The sequence below is a fragment of the Pseudomonas sp. MMS21 TM103 genome (assembly GCF_022132145.1).
Classification (GTDB): domain Bacteria; phylum Pseudomonadota; class Gammaproteobacteria; order Pseudomonadales; family Pseudomonadaceae; genus Aquipseudomonas.
The window spans coordinates 1-18,343 of the sequence record NZ_JAJISP010000011.1 but is presented as its reverse complement, the minus strand read 5'-3'; the positions used below and the strand labels follow the sequence as shown (position 1 = coordinate 18,343).

The following is an 18,343-nucleotide window of genomic DNA, read 5'->3' as shown; positions in this document are numbered from 1 at the left end:
GGAGCCAAGCCATGACCGCCAACAAGAAAAAACTCGGCCTCAAAGACAAGTACCGCTACCTGACCCGCGACCTCGACTGGGAGCCCAGCTACCAGGACAAGAAGGACATCTTTCCCCACGAGGATTTCGAGGGCATCAAGATCACCGACTGGGACAAGTGGGAAGACCCCTTCCGTCTGACCATGGATTCCTACTGGAAGTACCAGGCCGAAAAAGAGAAGAAGCTCTACGCTATTCTCGACGCCTTCGCCCAGAACAACGGCCAGCAGACCATCTCCGATGCGCGCTACGTCAATGCGCTGAAGCTGTTCCTCGGTGGCATCAGCCCCTGCGAGTACCAGGCGTTCCAGGGCTTCGCCCGGGTCGGCCGGCAGTTCAGCGGTGCCGGTGCGCGAGTCGCCTGCCAGATGCAGGCAATCGACGAGCTGCGCCACGTGCAGACCCAGGTTCACGCGATGAGCCACTACAACAAGCACTTCAACGGCCTGCATGACTTCGCCCACATGCACGACCGAGTGTGGTTCCTCTCGGTGCCCAAGTCGTTCTTCGACGACGCGCGCACGGCCGGACCGTTCGAGTTCCTCACCGCCATCTCGTTCTCCTTCGAGTACGTGCTGACCAACCTGCTGTTCGTGCCCTTCATGTCCGGCGCGGCCTACAACGGCGACATGGCCACCGTCACCTTCGGCTTCTCGGCGCAGTCCGACGAGGCGCGGCACATGACCCTGGGCCTGGAAGTGATCAAGTTCATGCTCGAGCAGCACGAGGACAACGTGCCGATCATCCAGGGCTGGATCGACAAGTGGTTCTGGCGTGGCAACCGCCTGCTGACGCTGGTCGGGATGATGATGGACTACATGCTGCCGAACAAAGTGATGTCCTGGGCCGAAGCCTGGGAGGTCTACTTCGAGGAGGCCGGCGGCGCGCTGTTCAAGGACCTGGAGCGCTACGGAATCCGGGCGCCGAAGTACGTCGAGCAGTCGACCATCGGCAAGGAGCACGTCTCCCACCAGGCCTGGGCGACCTTCTACCAGTACAGCCAGGCCACCAACTTCCACACTTGGATGCCCAACGAGGAGGAGATGGACTGGCTGTCGGCCAAGTACCCGAACACCTTCGACCAGTACTACCGCGAGCGCTTCACCTTCTGGCGCGAGCAGCAGGAAAAGGGCGAGCGCTTCTACAACAACACCCTGCCGCAGCTGTGCCAGGTGTGCCAGATCCCGACCATCTTCACCGAGCCGGACGACGCTACCCAGCTCAGCCATCGCAGTCATGTGCACGAGGGCGAGCGTTATCACTTCTGCTCGGATGGCTGCTGCGACATCTTCAAGAACCAGCCGGAAAAGTATGTCCAGGCCTGGCTGCCGGTGCACCAGATCTACCAGGGCAACTGTGGCGGCAGCGACGTCGAGTCGGTGGTGCGCGACTACTACAACATCAACATCGGCGAGGACAACTTCGAGTACCTCGGCTCGCCCGAGCATCAGCGCTGGCTGCAGTGGAAGGGCTTGAATCCGGCCGTCGCCCCGCTGCCCAAGGCGAGTTGAGCCGGGGCGGGACGGCAGCGCCGTCCCGATCCTTCCCATACAAAAACAAGAGGAACCTCTTCATGACCGTCAATTCCATCGGGCCTTATGAATTTCCCCCGCTCGACCTCGAAGCGAACTTCCACGGCAATCGCCTGCTGTACGTGGGCTGGGATCGCCACCTGATGTTCTGCTCGCCGTTTGCCCTGGCGGTAAGCCCGGCCATGGGCTTCAGCGAGTTGTGCGAGCAGGTGCTGCGTGTGGCCATGGCCGCGCATCCGGACACCGCCAAGGTCGATTTCAGCGCCAGCGTCTGGCTGCTCAACGACGAGCCCTGGGCTCCGGATTTCGCCGCCAGCCTGGACGCCAATGGCCTGCGCCACAAGGACATGCTGCGTCTGCAAACCCCCGGCCTGAACGGCATGGGCAACTCCGCGAGCTGAGGTGAGCACCATGAGTTACAACGTCACCATCGAGCCGACCGGCGAAGTGATTGAAGTGGAGGAGGGCCAGACCATTCTCCAGGCCGCCTTGCGCCAAGGGGTGTGGCTGCCCTTCGCCTGCGGCCATGGCACCTGTGCCACCTGCAAGGTGCAGGTGCTGGAAGGCGACGTCGAGGTCGGTGCGGCTTCGCCCTTTGCTCTGATGGACATAGAACGCGAAGAGGGCAAGGTGCTGGCCTGCTGCGCCACCGTGCAGAGCGACGTGACCATCGAGGCCGACATCGACGTCGACCCCGATTTTCTTGGCCATCCGGTGGCGGATTTCCGCGCCACGGTCAGTGCCATCGTCGAACTGTCGCCGACCATCAAGGGTGTGCACCTGAAGCTGGATCGGCCGATGGCGTTCCAGTCCGGGCAGTACGTCAACCTCGACCTGCCGGGCATCGACGGCTGTCGGGCGTTCTCCCTGGCCAACCCCTCGGGCCAGGCCAGCGAGGTGGAATTGCATGTACGCCTGGTCGAGGGTGGCGCCGCCACCAGCTATATCCACCAGCAGCTCAAGGTCGGCGATCAGCTGCACCTGTCCGGCCCCTACGGGCAGTTCTTCGTGCGCGCCTCGCAGCCGGGCGATCTGATCTTCATGGCCGGTGGCTCGGGCTTGTCCAGCCCGCAGTCGATGATCCTCGACCTGCTCGAACAGGGCGACAGCCGCCAGATCACCCTGTTCCAGGGCGCGCGCAACGTCGCCGAGCTCTACAACCGCGAGCTGTTCGAGGGCCTGGCCCGCGAACACGGCAATTTCACCTATGTGCCGGCGCTCAGCCAGGCCAATGACGACCCGTCCTGGCAAGGCTTCAAGGGCTTCGTGCATGACGCCGCCAAGGCCCATTTCGATGGCCGTTTCAGCGGCCACAAGGCCTACCTGTGCGGGCCGCCACCGATGATCGACGCGGCCATCAGCACCCTGATGCAGGGCCGCCTGTTCGAGCGCGACATCTTCATGGAGCGCTTCCTCACCGCGGCCGATGGAGCCGGCGATGGCCAGCGTTCCGCGCTGTTCAAGCGCATCTGAGGGCCGTCGCCATGGGCAGACAGTATCAAGTGACCGAGGCCAGCAGTGGCCAGCGCTTCAGTTGCGACGAGGCGCTGCCGGTCCTCACCGCCATGGAACAGCACGGGCTGCATTGCGTGCCGGTCGGTTGCCGCGGCGGTGGTTGCGGCATGTGCAAGATCCGGGTGCTGGCCGGTGATTATGAATGCGGACGGATGAGCTGCAAGCATGTGCCGGCAGAGGCACGCGAACAGGGCTATGCCCTGGCCTGCCGCCTGTTTGCCCGCAGTGATTTGTGCATCGAGCGTTATGAAAAACCGTGCAGCGAAAACACGGTCGACCCACAACAAAGACAAAAGGTGTCGTTATGAAAAAAGGTGTGATGCGTCCCGGCCACGTACAACTGCGCGTGCTGGACATGGCCAAGGCCCTGGAACACTACGTCGAGCTGCTCGGCCTGATCGAGGTCGACCGCGACGAGCAAGGCCGGGTCTATCTCAAGGCTTGGACCGAGACCGACAAGTTCTCCGTGGTGCTGCGCGAGGCCGACGAGCCAGGCATGGACTTCATGGGCTTCAAGGTGATCGACGATGCCTGCCTGAGCCGTCTGGCCGGCGAGCTGCAGGAGTTCGGTTGTCAGGTGGAAGAGCTGCCAGCCGGCGAACTCAAGGACTGCGGGCGGCGGGTGCAGTTTACTTCGCCCTCCGGGCACCGTTTCGAGCTGTTCGCGCAGAAGCAGGTCACCGGCAAGTGGGGCCTCGAGGAGGTCAATCCGGAAGCCTGGCCGCGCGGCCTCAAGGGCATGCGCGCGGTGCGTTTCGACCATTGTCTGCTGTACGGCGACGAGCTGGACGAGACCCTGCGCCTGTTCACCGAGGTGCTTGGCTTCACCCTCGCCGAACAGGTACTCGATGGCGGCACGCGCATCGCCCAGTTCCTCAGCCTGTGCATGAAGGCCCACGACGTGGCCTTCATCCTCCACCCGGAAAAGGGCCGCTTCCACCACGCCTCGTTCTTCCTCGAAACCTGGGAGGACGTGCTGCGCGCCGCCGACCTGATTTCGATGACCGACACCTCGATCGACATCGGCCCGACCCGTCACGGCCTGACCCACGGCAAGACCATCTACTTCTTCGACCCGTCCGGTAACCGCAACGAAGTGTTCTGCGGCGGCGACTACCACTACCCCGATCACCCGGTGGTGACCTGGACCGCCGACCAGCTGGGCAAGGCGATCTTCTACCACGACCGGGTGCTCAACGAACGTTTCCTCACCGTGCTGACCTGATTTGCCTTACGAAAAGAGCGTGCCCATGAAAGAGATCAAACACTTCATCAACGGCGAATACGTCGGATCGGCCAGCGGCAAGCTGTTCGACAACGTCAACCCGGCCAACGGCCAGGTGATCGCCAAGATCCACGAAGCCGGCGAAGCCGAGGTCGACGCCGCGGTCAAGGCCGCCCGCGCCGCACTGAAGGGCCCCTGGGGCAAGATGAGCGTGGCCGAGCGCACCGAGATTCTGCATCGCGTCGCCGCCGGCATCAGCGCGCGCTTCGACGAGTTTCTCGAGGCCGAGTGCCTGGACACCGGCAAGCCGAAGTCCCTGGCCAGCCACATCGACATTCCGCGCGGCGCGTCCAACTTCTCGGTGTTCGCCGACCTGGTGAAGAACGTGCCGACCGAGGCCTTCGAGATGGCCACCCCGGACGGCACCGGCGCGCTCAACTACGGCGTGCGCCGGCCCAAGGGCGTGATCGGGGTGATCAGCCCGTGGAACCTGCCGCTGCTGCTGATGACCTGGAAAGTCGGCCCGGCCCTGGCCTGCGGCAACACCGTGGTGGTCAAGCCCTCGGAAGAGACCCCGACCACCACCGCCCTGCTCGGTGAAGTGATGAACGCCGCCGGTGTGCCGGCTGGCGTGTACAACGTGGTTCATGGCTTCGGCGGCAACTCGGCCGGCGCCTTCCTCACCGCCCACCCGGATGTCGATGCCTACACCTTCACCGGCGAGACCGGCACCGGCGAAACCATCATGCGTGCCGCCGCCAAGGGCGTGCGCCAGGTGTCGCTGGAACTGGGCGGCAAGAATGCCGGCATCGTGTTTGCCGACTGCGACATGGACAAGGCCATCGAGGGCACCCTGCGCTCGGCCTTTGCCAACTGCGGCCAGGTCTGCCTGGGTACCGAGCGGGTGTATGTCGAACGGCCGATTTTCGATGAGTTCGTCGCCCGCCTGAAGGCCGGTGCCGAGGCGCTGGTGATTGGTCCGCCGGACGATGCGAGCAGCAACTTCGGCCCGCTGGTCAGCCTCAAGCACCGCGAAAAAGTCCTCAGCTACTACCAGCAGGCGGTCGACCACGGCGCCACGGTCGTCACCGGCGGCGGCGTGCCGGACATGCCGGCACACCTGGCCGGCGGCGCCTGGGTGCAGCCGACCATCTGGACCGGGCTGAGCGACGATTCGGCAGTGGTCACCGAGGAAATCTTCGGGCCCTGCTGCCATATCCGTCCGTTCGACACGGAAGAGCAAGCCATCGAACTGGCCAACAGCCTGCCCTACGGCCTGGCGTCGGCGATCTGGACCGAGAACAGCTCACGCGCCCACCGCGTCGCCGGCCAGATCGAGGCCGGCATCGTCTGGGTCAACAGCTGGTTCCTGCGCGACCTGCGCACCGCCTTCGGCGGCAGCAAGCAGTCGGGCATCGGCCGCGAAGGGGGTGTGCACTCGCTGGAGTTCTACACCGAGCTGAAAAACATCTGCGTGAAACTCTGAGGTGCCCATGACTGCATCCCTGAAGGCCCACGTGGATAGCCCGGAGGTGGGACGTGAGGTGCTCGCCGCCGGCTGGCGCAGCAATGTGCTGGAGCAGGGCAGCGGCTTTCCGTTGCTGCTGATCCACGGCTCCGGTCCTGGCGTCACCGCCTGGGCCAACTGGCGCCTGGTCATGCCGGAGCTGGCCAAGAACCACCGGGTGATCGCCCCGGACATGCTCGGCTTCGGTTACAGCGAGCGCCCCGCGGAAGCTCACTACAACCTCGACACCTGGGTGCTGCATGCCCTCGGCGTGCTGGATGCCCTGGGCATTGCCCAGGCCGACCTGGTCGGCAACTCCTTCGGCGGCGCCATCGCCCTGGCCCTGGCCGTGCGCCATCCCGAGCGGGTGCGGCGGCTGGTGCTGATGGGCAGCGTCGGCGTGCCCTTCGAACTGACCCCGGGCCTGGACGCGGCCTGGGGCTACACGCCGACGCTGGCCAACATGCGCGCGCTGCTCGACGTGTTTGCCTTCGATCGCGGCCTGGTCAGTGACGAACTGGCCGAACTGCGTTACCAGGCCAGCATCCGTACGGGTTTCCAGGAGTCCTTCGCGGCCATGTTCCCGGCTCCGCGCCAGCGCTGGGTCGAGGCGCTGTGCAGCGACGAGCGGGCGATCCGCGCGCTGCCCCACCAGACCCTGGTGGTGCATGGCCGTGAAGACCAGATCATCCCCCTGGAGACCTCGCTGACCCTGGCCCACTGGATTCCCAATGCCCAGCTGCACGTCTACGGCCACTGCGGCCACTGGACCCAGATCGAACACGCCGGCCGTTTCGCCCGTCTGGTCGAGGATTTCCTCGACGAGGCCGCCCCCCTTTCCTGAGAGAGAGACAAGCATGGACCAGATATTGATCAACGAGCTCGGCGACGAGCTGTACCAGGCGATGGTCAACCGTGAAGCAGTCAGCCCGCTGACCGAACGCGGTTTCGCCATCAGCATCGACGACGCCTACCACATCTCCCTGCGCATGCTCGAACGCCGGCTGGCCGCCGGCGAGAGGATCATCGGCAAGAAGATCGGCGTCACCAGCAAGGCCGTGCAGAACATGCTCAATGTGCACCAGCCGGACTTCGGTTACCTGACCGACGCCATGGTGTTCAACAGCGGCGAAGCCATGCCGATCAGCCAGCGGCTGATGCAGCCCAAGGCCGAGGGCGAGATCGCCTTCATCCTCAAGAAGGATCTGATCGGCCCCGGCGTGACCAACGCCGATGTGCTGGCCGCCACCGAGTGCGTGATGCCCTGTTTCGAGATCGTCGATTCGCGCATTCGCGACTGGAAAATCAAGATCGAGGACACGGTGGCGGACAACGCCTCCTGTGGCCTGTTCGTGCTCGGTGATCAGGCCGTTTCGCCACGTCAGGTCGACCTGGTCACCTGCGGCATGCTGGTAGAGAAAAACGGGCAGTTGCTCAGCACCGGCGCTGGTGCCGCGGCGCTGGGTTCGCCGGTCAACTGCGTGGCCTGGCTGGCCAACACCCTGGGCCGTTTCGGCATACCGCTGAAGGCCGGCGAGGTGATTCTCTCCGGTTCGCTGGTGCCCCTGGAACCGGTCAAGGCCGGTGATTTCATGCGCGTCGAGATCGGCGGCATCGGCAGCGCCTCCGTGCGCTTCACCTGATCGAACAGAGGACAAGCGAATGAGCAAGAAACTCAAGGCGGCCATTATCGGCCCCGGCAATATCGGTACCGATCTGGTGATGAAGATGCTCCGTTCCGAGTGGATCGAGCCGGTGTGGATGGTCGGCATCGACCCCAACTCAGACGGCCTCAAGCGCGCCCGCGAATTCGGCATGAAGACCACCGCCGAAGGGGTCGATGGCCTGCTGCCGCACGTGCTGGACGACGACATCCGCATCGCTTTCGACGCGACCTCGGCCTATGTACATGCCGAGAACAGCCGCAAGCTCAATGATCTGGGCGTGCTGATGGTCGACCTGACCCCGGCGGCCATCGGCCCCTATTGCGTGCCGCCGGTCAACCTCAAGCAGCACGTCGGCCAGTTGGAGATGAACGTCAACATGGTCACCTGCGGCGGCCAGGCGACCATTCCCATGGTTGCCGCGGTCTCCCGTGTGCAGCCGGTGGCCTACGCCGAGATCATCGCCACGGTCTCGTCGCGCTCGGTCGGTCCGGGCACGCGCAAGAACATCGACGAATTCACCCGCACCACCGCCGGCGCCATCGAGCAGGTCGGCGGCGCCAAGGAAGGCAAGGCGATTATCGTCATCAACCCGGCCGAGCCACCGCTGATGATGCGCGACACCATCCACTGCCTGACCGAGGGCGAGCCGGATCAGGACGCAATCACCGCGTCGGTCCACGCGATGATCGCCGAGGTGCAGAAATACGTGCCCGGCTACCGCCTGAAAAACGGCCCGGTATTCGACGGCAACCGCGTGTCGATCTTCATGGAAGTCGAAGGCCTGGGCGACTACCTGCCCAAGTACGCCGGCAACCTCGACATCATGACCGCGGCCGCGCTGCGCACCGGCGAGATGTTCGCCGAGGAAATCGCCGCGGGCACCATTCAACTGCCGCGTCGCGACATTGCGCTGGCCTGAGGAGTAGCACCATGAATCTGCACGGCAAGAGCGTCATCCTGCACGATATGAGCCTGCGCGACGGCATGCACGCCAAGCGCCACCAGATCAGCCTGGAACAGATGGTCGCGGTCGCCACCGGCCTCGATCAAGCCGGCATGCCGCTGATCGAGATCACCCACGGCGACGGCCTCGGCGGTCGTTCGATCAACTATGGCTTCCCGGCGCACAGCGACGAGGAGTACCTGCGCGCGGTCATCCCGCAGCTCAAGCAGGCCAAGGTCTCGGCGCTGCTGCTGCCCGGCATCGGCACCGTCGACCACCTGAAGATGGCGCTGGACTGCGGCGTCTCGACTATCCGCGTGGCCACCCACTGCACCGAGGCGGATGTCTCCGAGCAGCACATCGGCATGGCGCGCAAGCTGGGCGTCGACACCGTCGGCTTCCTGATGATGGCGCACATGATCAGCGCCGAGAAAGTCCTGGAGCAGGCCAAGCTGATGGAAAGCTATGGCGCCAACTGCATCTACTGCACCGACTCGGCCGGCTACATGCTGCCCGATGAAGTCAGCGAGAAGATCGGCCTGCTGCGCGCCGAGCTGAACCCTGCCACCGAAGTTGGCTTCCACGGCCACCACAACATGGGCATGGCCATCGCCAACTCGCTGGCCGCCATCGAGGCCGGCGCGGTGCGCATCGACGGTTCGGTCGCCGGCCTCGGCGCCGGTGCCGGCAACACCCCGCTGGAGGTGTTCGTCGCGGTGTGCAAGCGCATGGGCGTGGAGACCGGTATCGACCTGTACAAGATCATGGACGTGGCCGAGGACCTGGTGGTGCCGATGATGGACCAGCCGATCCGCGTCGACCGCGATGCCCTGACCCTGGGTTATGCCGGGGTCTACAGCTCGTTCCTGCTGTTCGCCCAGCGCGCCGAGAAGAAATACGGCGTGTCGGCCCGCGACATCCTGGTCGAACTGGGCCGGCGCGGCACCGTCGGCGGCCAGGAAGACATGATCGAAGACTTGGCCCTGGATATGGCTCGGGCCCGGCAGAACCAGAAGGTGAGCGCATGAACCGTACCCTGACCCGCGAACAGGTGCTGGCCCTGGCCGAGCACATCGAAAACGCCGAGCTGAATGTCCACGACATCGGTAAGGTGACCAACGACTTCCCCGAGATGACCTTCGCCGACGCCTACGACGTGCAGTGGGAAATCCGCCGGCGCAAGGAGGCCCGCGGCAACAAGATCGTCGGCCTGAAGATGGGCCTGACCTCATGGGCGAAGATGGCGCAGATGGGCGTGGAAACGCCGATCTACGGGTTCCTTGCCGACTACTTCAGCGTGCCGGACGGCGGTGTGGTGGATTGCGCCAAGCTGATCCACCCGAAAGTCGAGGCGGAAATCTCGGTGGTGACCAAGGCGCCACTGCACGGTCCGGGCTGCCACCTCGGCGACGTGATCGCGGCGATCGACTACGTGATCCCCACCGTCGAAGTGATCGACTCGCGCTACGAGAACTTCAAGTTCGACCTGATCAGCGTGGTTGCCGACAACGCCTCTTCGACCCGCTTCATCACCGGCGGGCGCATGGCCAGCCTGGAAGAGGTCGACCTGCGCACCCTTGGCGTGGTCATGGAGAAGAACGGCGAGGTGGTGGAGCTCGGTGCCGGCGCCGCGGTGCTCGGCCATCCGCTGTCCAGCGTGGCGATGCTGGCCAACCTGCTGGCCGAGCGCGGCGAGCACATCCCGGCCGGCACCTTCATCATGACCGGCGGCATCACCGCCGCCGTGCCGGTGGCGCCAGGCGACAACATCACCGTGCGCTACCAGGGCCTCGGCTCGGTGTCCGCGCGCTTCATCTGAAACCCCGCGGCCGGCCTGCACGGTCGGCCGCCCTCATTTTTGGAGGACGAGGCCATGCCCATCGCCCAGTTGTACATCCTTGAAGGTCGCAGCGACGAACAGAAGGAAACCCTGATCCGCGAAGTCAGCGAGGCCATGTCACGCTCGCTCGACGCCCCCATCGAGCGGGTCCGGGTAATCATCACCGAGATGCCGAAGAATCACTTCGGCATCGGCGGCGAGCCGGCGAGCAAGGTCAGGCGATGAACGTGGCCCTGCCCGCAGTGCAAGGTTGCAGCGCGGATAGGGCACGTATGCGCGCCATCGATCGCGACGGTTCGCAACCCAGACGGATGCCATTGATCTGCTCTGTGAGTCTCTGGGGTGTGAGCTGGCGAGTTACTCAAGCGAGTAACTGAGGCGCCTTGAGAGGCGTGGTGAAGTGATCCGCAATCGCCCCGGGTTTCGTAGACACCTCCAAGCCTTAAACTGAGGCCCATTAGGAGGTGCCATGAGCAACCAGCGTTATCCCGAAGAATTCAAAATAGAAGCGGTCAAGCAAGTGACCGAGCGGCTGGCGCAGAAGGCAGGTACCGACTACGAGGGCGGCAAGCGGATAATCATGGATGCACTGGGTGGCATCCCGCTAGGCCGTCCCTCGACGCCATCAAAGGTTGCTAACCTCATCGCCTTCCTGGCTTCACCCCGCGCGGCATCCATCACGGGAAGCGAATTTGCAATTGACGGCGGAACGGTTCCAACAGCCTAGCGCCTAGACACTTCAACCGCTGAGCTGCGATTAGCAGTGAGACTGCTTTCGCGCGGGGTGGGCATAAGCTGATGTCCGCTATTGGCCCAGACTGTGTAAAAACGTTGGCATCGACTTTGCCGTGATTTCATGGATTTGAAATTAGTGGGGGACGCCAATGAAGCGTTTTATCCAGGGAGAGCATCGAGGCCAAAGTACGCTGCATCCCGAGAGCATGGATGACTATGTGGCGGACACCAACCACGAGCAGCACGCCGGCAAGTTGCGGCGCTACGCACAGCAGTTCGATATGGGCGTGTTGATGGCCAACCATGGCGGCCGGTCCGGTGCCTACCAGTCGGCGGGAAGAAGCGCGTTCTGGGCGCCCGGCGGCGAGCCGGTGGTTGCAGCGCCCGGCACCGGCAATGCGCTGGTGATCGCCAGCAAGGCCGCCAGCGGTTGGCGGGGCGAGGTGCTCGCCGTAGAAGTCGCGGTACCCAGATTCTAACAGTCCACCGCCGGCAGGCCGGCATTCCTTGATCCTGCCCCAACAGTCGTACACACATCGACGGCCATACATAGGCTCCGGCGCCGCCATACGCTGTAGCGAGTCATGCTGTTGGGGATGTTCAGTGCAACATTGCCTACCACCGTGAGCTTGGAACCAGCGCGTCAGCTTCCGCCTTGCAGTCACGGTCGATGGCGCGCCCACTTGCTCGTGCGACGGCGTACTCTGCCTTGGCAGCCGCCAGATCTTTCTGGAATCCTGAATCGGCATGCAACCGTGCGACGGTGGCCGTCCCCATCAGCCGCCCCGCGGCCACATCGCTTTGCCAGTGCACGTTGCAGACTACGCGGCTTTCACTGAAGGCGATGCCGCGGGCAAGAATTGCGTCGGCTCGCTCGGGTGCGATTTCGGCGAGCACCAGGGCCCAGGCCCAGCCAAGCGCGCTGTGCCCCGAGGGATACGAAAAGTCCTTCGCCGCGTGCTTTTCCTCGTGCGGTGTGCAGGTGGGCTGCTTGTTCACTAAATACGGCCGAGTCCTCTGATAGTGGTTCTTGGCCGCATAGGTGGAAAGACCGGCGTCCGCCAGGGTCCGGCGCAGCAGCAGAAACAGATGCGGCGTTTCTTCCTCGCTAATCGGCGTGCCCAACGCGCAGGCGAACGTGCCAGCGGCCTGCGGGAAGCTAAGCACCGCGTCGGCACTCGCCATCGACCATCTCGGCGAGCCCCGCAGCCGCAGGGCGTTGCGGCTGACTTCTTCATCCAAGGCGAGCGCGGCGGAGTCTTCGGCAGGTGGCGGGGGAAGTAGCGCCAGGCTGTTGGGAAGCGATGCTTCATCGAGATATCCGGCCAGAATGCCCGGGGCGATTTCCGGTACCGCGGCGGGTTTGCTTGCCGAAAAGCCTGCGCAACCTGCGATCGCCCCGGCGAACAGCAGTACGAGCAGGTATCGCACCCTGCAGGCGCCTTCGACTTTTCGCATGCACCGCCACTTTCGGATGGTCATCACACTGATACCCCTCACGTCTTCCGCTCCTGTAGTCACTTCACGTGCTGAATCGCCGGCGGAATCCACTCCCCGGTGAGCGCCGCCCGTCGCGGCCAGTAGAGCCGCATCGTGAGCGCTATGGCGCCCGCTTCGGGCGACGGCAGCCAGTTCGACTCCTTGTCCTTGCCCGGTGAGTCCGGCTGGATATAGAGGTCGAGCGATCCATCCGGGTTGAACGTGAGAGCATCACGGTCCCCTATGGCGTAGCGCTCCATCGCATTGGTAACCGGGAAGCCATCGCCGTCGTACAAGGTCAGCGACCAGAAGGCGTCCACCGGTGGCAGGTCCGCTTTGGCAAAATGCATGACGTAACGCTGCCCGCCCATCAGGGCTTTCCCCTCCGCATCAACGGCGCTGTTGGGGTAAATGGCTTCTTCCGCGGGATTGGCGCCCAGGCCGATCATCGCAATCACGGCCCGGAACAGATACTCATTGCCGTACACACCTATCCCGCTCGTGGGGCTGATCCAGCCATTCCGAGCTCCACCTTTGCTGTCGGCGAGGGCCTGCATGGTGCTCAGTGCCTGCTGCGCGCCCTCGGCCACGGCCTTCTGGAGCTCAGCCGGCAGCTCGTCCAGATTGAAACTCCTACCGGGCTCCAGGCCGATGCGTTGCATGCGCAGCAGGATAGAGCCGTCCGACATGTGTGGCGGATTCACCTTCATCAGTTCAGCCGCATAGCCAAAATAGCGCTTGGCTGGCATGTTGTTCACCTGCAGCAGTGGCGGCGTCTTCATGTCGACGTCCGGGTCGATCTTCGCCTCGACCGCTCGCGGCTTCCTGCCCCAGTCCGACAGCATGGTGACCTTGTAACCGTCCTGCACCTTGTGCACGGCGGCGTAGTCCTTGGGTCCGTTGGTCTGGGTGCGCCCGATGATCCAGACGAAGGGGGTCGGGGAAGTCAGGAGCGTGACGCCCTCCGGCAACTCGCCTACCCAACCGGGCCCGGTGACAGCAAAGTGGGCGGCCTGCGTGCCGGAGGTGCGTTTGCCCGGCACCGCGATGACATCACTCCACATGTCCAGCATCGGCAGCATGTAGTAGCGGCCCTGGGTATCGGGCGCCGAGATGATCACCGGCTCCTTGGTGAGGTCGAGCCAGACACTCGAATACAGCGTATCGAAATTGGGTCGCACCACTTCACGGAACGAGCCGGGGGGAAAGGCACGCATGTGTGCGAACTGGTTCATGGGGCCGAATCCGGGGCGCGCATCAGCTTCGAAGTTGATCGAGACGCGGCGGGTGATGTCCATCAGCACCAGCGGGTAGGTGTAGATGAACGCCTCCGCGGCGATCTGGCGGGCCTCCTCCGGTGATACCTTCAGGGGCTGGGCGTGGACCACCACCGTAAGCGGCGATGCCGACAACAACAGCAGAACTGCGAAGAAAACCATCATGCGACGTAACATAGTGGGGTTCCTTTATTAATGGCTCCGACTGAACATAAGTTTCTGTACCGCGTTCCCTACAACAGACGCTTATTGCTTGGCCTCACGGAGCGCCTGCCCCCCAAAAATACGCATGGCCCCAAGGGCCGGCCCGCGACGTTGCCAAAGGCCGCCTCAGGGCTCACTCACTTCGCTGCCCTGCGCTTTGGTTACTGGCGAAATCGCGCGCTGGAGCCGCCCTCGACGCTCTCGAGCATTAGCTCGCCTTCAACCAGCCGCCAACGACTCGAGCCCTGCACGATTCGGAAATACGCTGCCTCAGCATCCATCAGTTCAGGCGCCCCGGCCATTTGTGTCGAGCCCATTGGCCCTTTCCAGCTTAGATCACCGTCAGCATCGAGCTTAGCCTCACCGAAATAGGCATTGATCGGCGCGCGCCCGGTTACCCGCCCGTCCGCCCCGAGCCTGAACGTCGCAGTCGCCCCCTGCGGCAACGCAATCGGCACGCCAGCCTCCTCAAGTGCGCTGAGGTGCCAATCGACATTACTCAGCACAGCGGGAACGGCTGGCGCCGCCGGCTCTGCCCCTGCCTCGCGCTCGGGCATCTGCGCCTCAAGCTCGGCCGTCCGCTGTCGCGTCAAACGGATCATGCAGTCGAGCGCCATGTCGCCAGTGCCACTGCCACCAGCAGCCGCGGCGGCTATCCAGGCACAGGTGCGCTCGCGATACTGCTCGAACGCGGCCTGACTGGCGTCGAAGGCATCTACCGCCCCATTCCGTCCGGTGACACTGTCCAGCCGTGCCATCTCGGCGCGCATCGCCCGAGCGGCCTGTGCCAGCGCGGCTTCGGTCTTGTTCGACTCGCTGCGCAGGCAGGCACTCGCCTCCTGATGATTGGCGCTCTGCCGCCAGCATTCGTTCAGGGCGGTCTCAGCATTAGCCACGCCACAGCACAAGATCATTGCCAACATTGCTGCCGTTCGCATGCTGACTCCCGCATAGGATTTACCTGGATTTCCCTCGGGGAAACACGGTCAGTATAGGTTCAGCTGATCACACCGCTACCTCAGTGCCGCAGCGAACTTGGGATCGCCGTGGAGGCGATGAACTCCAATTACTTCGGGAACAGGAAAGTGGATTGCAGCCTGAATCCCCAGCCATGGGGACCGACCTCGGGTGATTCGGCCCAGTAACGCGCGCCGGCTGAGACCGAGAGCGGCAATCTGCCGACCCTCAGCAGCTGGCTGACAGTGAAGTTGAGCGGCACGGTCCATTGATTGCGCTTCCAGTCATGCACCGTTTCAGTTGTGAACGCGAAAGTCGTCTTGCTCGGGGTGATATAGCTCACGAAGGGTTGAACGAATGTCGCGCTGATATCGGCACGATCTGCCTCGCCGGCAACCGACCAGATGTGGTTGGCAAGCGCGCCATAGGTCCACGGCCCGACCTGTTTCAGCACAACACCAGTTGGCCCCACGCCCCACTTGTCGGCCGTCAACAGGCTGTCCGAGCCAGTAGGCAGCAGCAACACCGGACCTGCGCCCCAGATCCAGCCGCCAGACGTGGTGTTTTTCGGGGAGAAGAACAGGCTCTGCGTGACATCACCGACACCGCTCTGGCTACCCGCGCCGGGAAAGATGTCCTTCTGATCGATTAAGGGCAGGATCGTTCGCGAGATCAAGTTCCACTCAGGGGCAATATCGAACGGAACTACCGGCTGGATGTTGAGGGTCGAGCGCTTACCATCCCGCCCCGGGCCGATTTTCTCGTCGTAGTTGAGTTGCAGCGGCACGCTGATCAGCGAGGCGACGGGATTCGCCAGCTTCTTGGCAAGTTCGGCGTCAGAGTCCTGCGCGAATGCCACGGAGGCGTACGGCAAACACACTGCGAGCAGATATAGATAACGGGGCATGAGCGCTTTACTCCGATTCATCGTCACGAGCAAAGCCGTACGTTTCTCCAATTAACCGAGCGAGTAAGAAAACAGCAACTTCGCCCATGTACTGCGATTAACTGGCGGCTCAGCTGCCGTCCTCGGCGCCGACTGGAGTGCATACAGCCGCAGCGCCATCCTGAATGTTCCTGACTCCGGAGCAGGCAGCCACTCGGCTGCCTTTGCCTTACCCGGAGACTGGCACCTGCACCAGGCACCCTTACCAATTGTAAAGAACGACCAGGCTGAGGCCCTTCTCTTTGGCGTCGTAGAGGTACCAGTCACTGTCGCCCATGCTGTGGTTTTCGTACTTGACCTTGGCGTACTTGGCGAGGGCGGAAGCCGACCAGTTGTCGAGGAATCTCCAGGTGAGCCCCGTCTGCCCCAGATATGAACGCTTGGTTTCCCCGAACCCCGCATTGAAGCGGGTGCCCCAGCTCCACTCCCGCGAGAGCGGGACGTTGATCGTCGTCCCCACCAGTACATCGGTCCAGTCGTTGGAAAAATCATTGTTCGCCGAACCGTTGATAATCGGTCCACTGATCGTGGTCGTGTTATCAAACTCGTGCTTCGTATAACGCAGCCCTACATCGAGGAAGGTCACGACAGAAGGTGATTTGTAGACGGGGTAACCCACTGTCACTTCGCCCCCCTTCATCTTGAAGTTGACTTTCGTTCGGACGGCATGCGCTCCCACATTGACGCTGTCTGATTCGTCTTCCAGTTCGAGATTGGACAGACCGTATTGGATCAGCCAGGTACCGTCGGTCGCATAGCCGCCAAATCCGAATGCCGACTTGGTGAGATCTCTGAAGTCCTTGGCATCGAGCTCGACATCATATTTAACGGCGCCCACCCGCGTATTGAAGCCCTGCTTTCCGTCAATTGTCTGGAAGGTGAGGCCCGTACCGATCCCGAAATTCCAGTCGGCGTGCGCCGCCGAAATCGGAATCAATGCCGTCGCGATCGAGATAGAAAAACCAGTAAGCAACTGCTCAAGCGTCGATTTAGATGACTTGTTCATCGCGCAACTGTCTCCTTCTTCCGAAAAACGATCGAGTGCTTCGAAAAGTTGGTCTTTATTCGACTGCCTCCCCCGAACGTCGTGGCGAAGTTCTAGCCGACGGGGCTGCCGCCACAGCGGATCATTTCACTTCTGCTTTCGGATTAATGATCACTGAGCCGGCGCTCATGTAACTAAAGCAGAGATTCAAAAACTTTCGCGATTGCCGGTTGCTTAGGCTCGTTGTCGACAAGTTCCGTCATTTATCACGGAGGGTCTTTTTGGGTTCGGTTCGAGGGGCGCCTGAAGGCGCTAGCACCTGCGGGCTTGCAAGCCGCTACGCCCCATCGCCGGCCATTCAGGCGCCTCGGCGCCGCCACAGGTTGCAGCGGATCTTCCGTTTGGGAATGCTCACCTCGATATTGACTCCCGTGACCGCAGAACCAGCGCGCCAGCTCCCGCCCTAGAGGCGCGTTCGATGTCGCCCCCCTCTCCACGCGCGCGACCGTGCCGGCCACCTCCGGTGAGGCTCCCGCATTGGCAAACAGGCGCTCGACCAGGCTTTGCAGCACTATGGTATCGACGTTGGACATTCACTGGCCTCCTTGGGTGGGGTTGATCAGGGGGCTGGCCGTGGCATCTCTGCCAGAGCTTTTTCAGCAGGGGGAACAGGGCGATCAGCAGGACCAGGGCACCCAGGGTGGCGCTGATCGGACGTTCGAAGAATGCCAGCAGGTCGCCGTTGGCCTTGATCAGGGAGGTCGCACAGTTTTTTGAAAAAGAACTTGGTCGATCTCTGCCTGATGATCTGTCGTGAAATCAGATCGAGCACCACCTCCAAGTACAACCAGCCGTCATAGGTTCGGAAGTAGGTGATGTTCGCGACCCAGACCTTGTTGGGTACTGTGGCGTTGAGGCGGCGACCCAAGCTATTCGGTGAAGCCACTGGAGGTCTGCCTGTCACCGCCAGTTGGCGACGCTCTTGAGCTTAAGAGCGCAGGGTGTAGAGCGCGCCCCGCGCGGTGAGTAATTCCTGGCTGCAATCGAGGGCTTGCTCTGCAGGCGCCGGGTAGCGAGCGAAAGTGCCTGAGTGGGCGCAGTCCAACATCGCTGCGATGGACTCGGTATATTCGACATCGGCTTGCAGCGCCTGCCAATAGCGGCGCTCGACGGCATTTTGCTGTCCGTCGAAGTGGCCTTTTTTGTTGAGTCGCGCAGTCTCCTATCGCATGCCGTACATCCGAGCCGGTAACACGGTGGCCAATCCTGGCCCGTGTTCGCGGGACAGCCCGTGGACAAATTCGAGAACATGTCCTGCTGGAGGAATAACTGGCTCAGCCTGAAAATGCTGCAATACAACGATGAAGGCAGTCGTCATCAAGGCATGAAGGACTGATTTGAAGATCTGTGTGGGAGGGGGGGGGGGGGGGGATAAAGGCCTGATCCAAGGACTGGATCTGGGGAGCCTTTAGGGAAAAGACTTTTTAATCAG

At 62.9% G+C, this 18,343-nt stretch carries 17 protein-coding genes and 3 pseudogenes; 14 read left to right on the top strand and 6 right to left on the bottom strand.

Translation table 11 applies throughout. From position 1 onward, the window contains the following. The first annotated feature begins 11 nt into the window (after window positions 1–11). From LJY18_RS22300 to LJY18_RS22235, 14 genes and pseudogenes are all read left to right on the top strand, one after another. Window positions 12–1,550 carry an aromatic/alkene/methane monooxygenase hydroxylase/oxygenase subunit alpha gene (locus tag LJY18_RS22300; protein WP_238044625.1) on the top strand — a complete coding sequence of 513 codons (1,539 nt, stop codon included), beginning with the start codon at window positions 12–14 and terminating at the stop codon, window positions 1,548–1,550. A gap of 62 nt (window positions 1,551–1,612) precedes the next feature. Further along, entirely contained in the window at window positions 1,613–1,972 is a 360-nt protein-coding gene (locus LJY18_RS22295) for a phenol hydroxylase subunit P4 (protein ID WP_238044624.1), read from the top strand. Window positions 1,973–1,982: 10 nt separating this feature from the next. Then, window positions 1,983–3,044, top strand: coding sequence for an NADH:ubiquinone reductase (Na(+)-transporting) subunit F (locus LJY18_RS22290; RefSeq protein ID WP_238044623.1), 1,062 nt, complete (start codon window positions 1,983–1,985; stop codon window positions 3,042–3,044). A gap of 11 nt (window positions 3,045–3,055) precedes the next feature. Further along, window positions 3,056–3,394 carry a 2Fe-2S iron-sulfur cluster binding domain-containing protein gene (locus LJY18_RS22285; protein WP_238044621.1) on the top strand — a complete coding sequence of 113 codons (339 nt, stop codon included), beginning with the start codon at window positions 3,056–3,058 and terminating at the stop codon, window positions 3,392–3,394. Further along, window positions 3,391–4,311 carry a catechol 2,3-dioxygenase gene (locus tag LJY18_RS22280; RefSeq protein ID WP_238044619.1) on the top strand — a complete coding sequence of 307 codons (921 nt, stop codon included), beginning with the start codon at window positions 3,391–3,393 and terminating at the stop codon, window positions 4,309–4,311. The genes LJY18_RS22285 and LJY18_RS22280 overlap by 4 nt, the downstream gene beginning before the upstream one ends. A 25-nt stretch (window positions 4,312–4,336) precedes the next feature. Further along, window positions 4,337–5,797, top strand: a complete 1,461-nt coding sequence (locus LJY18_RS22275; RefSeq protein ID WP_238044617.1) for a 2-hydroxymuconic semialdehyde dehydrogenase — start codon at window positions 4,337–4,339, stop codon at window positions 5,795–5,797. 7 nt (window positions 5,798–5,804) lie between these two features. Continuing rightward, window positions 5,805–6,662, top strand: a complete 858-nt coding sequence (locus tag LJY18_RS22270; RefSeq protein WP_238044615.1) for an alpha/beta fold hydrolase — start codon at window positions 5,805–5,807, stop codon at window positions 6,660–6,662. Window positions 6,663–6,675: 13 nt separating this feature from the next. Continuing rightward, entirely contained in the window at window positions 6,676–7,461 is a 786-nt protein-coding gene (gene dmpE / locus LJY18_RS22265) for a 2-oxopent-4-enoate hydratase (protein WP_238044613.1), read from the top strand. 19 nt (window positions 7,462–7,480) lie between these two features. Further along, window positions 7,481–8,404, top strand: a complete 924-nt coding sequence (locus tag LJY18_RS22260) for an acetaldehyde dehydrogenase (acetylating) (RefSeq protein ID WP_238044611.1) — start codon at window positions 7,481–7,483, stop codon at window positions 8,402–8,404. 11 nt (window positions 8,405–8,415) lie between these two features. After that, complete coding sequence (gene dmpG / locus LJY18_RS22255) at window positions 8,416–9,456, top strand: 4-hydroxy-2-oxovalerate aldolase (RefSeq protein ID WP_238044606.1); 1,041 nt, start codon at window positions 8,416–8,418, stop codon at window positions 9,454–9,456. Continuing rightward, a complete protein-coding gene (dmpH, locus tag LJY18_RS22250) occupies window positions 9,453–10,247 on the top strand; it encodes a 2-oxo-3-hexenedioate decarboxylase (RefSeq protein ID WP_238044605.1) in 795 nt (264 codons plus the stop codon). The genes dmpG and dmpH overlap by 4 nt, the downstream gene beginning before the upstream one ends. A 54-nt stretch (window positions 10,248–10,301) precedes the next feature. Next, entirely contained in the window at window positions 10,302–10,493 is a 192-nt protein-coding gene (locus LJY18_RS22245) for a 2-hydroxymuconate tautomerase (protein ID WP_079204035.1), read from the top strand. Window positions 10,494–10,791: 298 nt separating this feature from the next. Then, window positions 10,792–10,995: pseudogene (locus tag LJY18_RS22240) on the top strand (SDR family oxidoreductase); the annotation flags it as partial. A gap of 157 nt (window positions 10,996–11,152) precedes the next feature. Further along, window positions 11,153–11,236: pseudogene (locus LJY18_RS22235) on the top strand (hypothetical protein); the annotation flags it as partial. Between the two features lie 382 nt (window positions 11,237–11,618). On the opposite strand, the gene LJY18_RS22230 reads toward LJY18_RS22235, so the two are convergent. From LJY18_RS22230 to LJY18_RS22830, 6 genes and pseudogenes are all read right to left on the bottom strand, one after another. Then, the gene (locus tag LJY18_RS22230) at window positions 11,619–12,461 is read right to left on the bottom strand and encodes an acid phosphatase (RefSeq protein ID WP_238044602.1); all 843 of its coding nucleotides are present in this window, start codon (window positions 12,459–12,461) and stop codon (window positions 11,619–11,621) included. 59 nt (window positions 12,462–12,520) lie between these two features. Further along, window positions 12,521–13,936 (bottom strand): DUF1254 domain-containing protein, encoded by a 1,416-nt coding sequence (locus LJY18_RS22225; RefSeq protein ID WP_238044600.1) that lies wholly within the window; start codon window positions 13,934–13,936, stop codon window positions 12,521–12,523. Window positions 13,937–14,124: 188 nt separating this feature from the next. Continuing rightward, a complete protein-coding gene (locus LJY18_RS22220) occupies window positions 14,125–14,859 on the bottom strand; it encodes an META domain-containing protein (RefSeq protein ID WP_238044598.1) in 735 nt (244 codons plus the stop codon). Window positions 14,860–15,029: 170 nt separating this feature from the next. After that, window positions 15,030–15,827: a transporter gene (locus tag LJY18_RS22215; RefSeq protein ID WP_238044596.1), complete on the bottom strand. Its 798-nt coding sequence runs from the start codon at window positions 15,825–15,827 to the stop codon at window positions 15,030–15,032. Between the two features lie 241 nt (window positions 15,828–16,068). Beyond that, window positions 16,069–16,872, bottom strand: a complete 804-nt coding sequence (locus tag LJY18_RS22210; RefSeq protein ID WP_238044595.1) for a hypothetical protein — start codon at window positions 16,870–16,872, stop codon at window positions 16,069–16,071. Between the two features lie 781 nt (window positions 16,873–17,653). After that, a pseudogene (locus LJY18_RS22830) lies at window positions 17,654–17,809 on the bottom strand (IS3 family transposase); the annotation flags it as partial. Window positions 17,810–18,343: the final 534 nt, after the last annotated feature.

Bases quoted from the DNA above. Each gene is read 5' to 3' on its own strand.
- LJY18_RS22300 (WP_238044625.1), top strand. From the start codon at position 12: ATGACCGCCAACAAGAAAAAACTCGGCCTCAAAGACAAGTACCGCTAC.
- LJY18_RS22295 (WP_238044624.1), top strand. From the start codon at position 1,613: ATGACCGTCAATTCCATCGGGCCTTATGAATTTCCCCCGCTCGACCTC.
- LJY18_RS22290 (WP_238044623.1), top strand. From the start codon at position 1,983: ATGAGTTACAACGTCACCATCGAGCCGACCGGCGAAGTGATTGAAGTG.
- LJY18_RS22285 (WP_238044621.1), top strand. From the start codon at position 3,056: ATGGGCAGACAGTATCAAGTGACCGAGGCCAGCAGTGGCCAGCGCTTC.
- LJY18_RS22280 (WP_238044619.1), top strand. From the start codon at position 3,391: ATGAAAAAAGGTGTGATGCGTCCCGGCCACGTACAACTGCGCGTGCTG.
- LJY18_RS22275 (WP_238044617.1), top strand. From the start codon at position 4,337: ATGAAAGAGATCAAACACTTCATCAACGGCGAATACGTCGGATCGGCC.
- LJY18_RS22270 (WP_238044615.1), top strand. From the start codon at position 5,805: ATGACTGCATCCCTGAAGGCCCACGTGGATAGCCCGGAGGTGGGACGT.
- dmpE (WP_238044613.1), top strand. From the start codon at position 6,676: ATGGACCAGATATTGATCAACGAGCTCGGCGACGAGCTGTACCAGGCG.
- LJY18_RS22260 (WP_238044611.1), top strand. From the start codon at position 7,481: ATGAGCAAGAAACTCAAGGCGGCCATTATCGGCCCCGGCAATATCGGT.
- dmpG (WP_238044606.1), top strand. From the start codon at position 8,416: ATGAATCTGCACGGCAAGAGCGTCATCCTGCACGATATGAGCCTGCGC.
- dmpH (WP_238044605.1), top strand. From the start codon at position 9,453: ATGAACCGTACCCTGACCCGCGAACAGGTGCTGGCCCTGGCCGAGCAC.
- LJY18_RS22245 (WP_079204035.1), top strand. From the start codon at position 10,302: ATGCCCATCGCCCAGTTGTACATCCTTGAAGGTCGCAGCGACGAACAG.
- LJY18_RS22230 (WP_238044602.1), bottom strand. From the start codon at position 12,461: ATGCGAAAAGTCGAAGGCGCCTGCAGGGTGCGATACCTGCTCGTACTG.
- LJY18_RS22225 (WP_238044600.1), bottom strand. From the start codon at position 13,936: ATGTTACGTCGCATGATGGTTTTCTTCGCAGTTCTGCTGTTGTTGTCG.
- LJY18_RS22215 (WP_238044596.1), bottom strand. From the start codon at position 15,827: ATGCCCCGTTATCTATATCTGCTCGCAGTGTGTTTGCCGTACGCCTCC.
- LJY18_RS22210 (WP_238044595.1), bottom strand. From the start codon at position 16,872: ATGAACAAGTCATCTAAATCGACGCTTGAGCAGTTGCTTACTGGTTTT.